This is a genomic window from Cupriavidus sp. GW822-FHT02D05 (assembly GCF_058802485.1).
The window spans coordinates 1-554 of sequence record NZ_JBXAOE010000092.1; the positions used below are offsets into that span (position 1 = coordinate 1).

General features: G+C 65.2%; 1 protein-coding gene. It reads left to right on the forward strand.

Features of this window, described 5'->3' with window-relative positions:
- On the forward strand, positions 1-554 hold a 554-nt coding region (locus AC1RQK_RS40505), incomplete at both ends, for an acyl-CoA dehydrogenase family protein (protein WP_492815283.1).

Genomic DNA, 554 nt, shown 5'->3' on the forward strand with positions numbered 1-554 from the left:
ATGGGCTACCTGGCCCACATGATCGCCATGGAAGAAATCAGCCGCGCCTCGGCATCGGTCGGCTTGTCGTACGGCGCGCACTCCAACCTGTGCGTCAACCAGATCCACCGCAACGGCACCGCCGCGCAAAAGGCCAAGTACCTGCCCAAGCTGGTCTGCGGCGACTGGATCGGCGCGCTGGCCATGAGCGAGCCCAACGCCGGCTCCGACGTGGTGAGCATGAAGCTGCGCGCCGACTTCAAGGGCGACCACTACGTGCTCAACGGCACCAAGATGTGGATCACCAACGGCCCGGATTGCGATGTGCTGGTGGTCTACGCCAAGACCGAGCCGGACCTTGGCGCGCGCGGCATGACCGCCTTTATCGTCGAGAAGGGCATGAAGGGTTTCTCGGTGGCGCAGAAGCTGGACAAGCTCGGCATGCGCGGCTCGCACACGGGCGAGCTGGTGTTCCAGGACGTGGAAGTGCCGGTGGAGAACATCCTCGGCGGCGAGAACCTGGGCGCCAAGGTGCTGATGAGCGGCCTGGACTATGAGCGCGCCGTGCTCTCCGG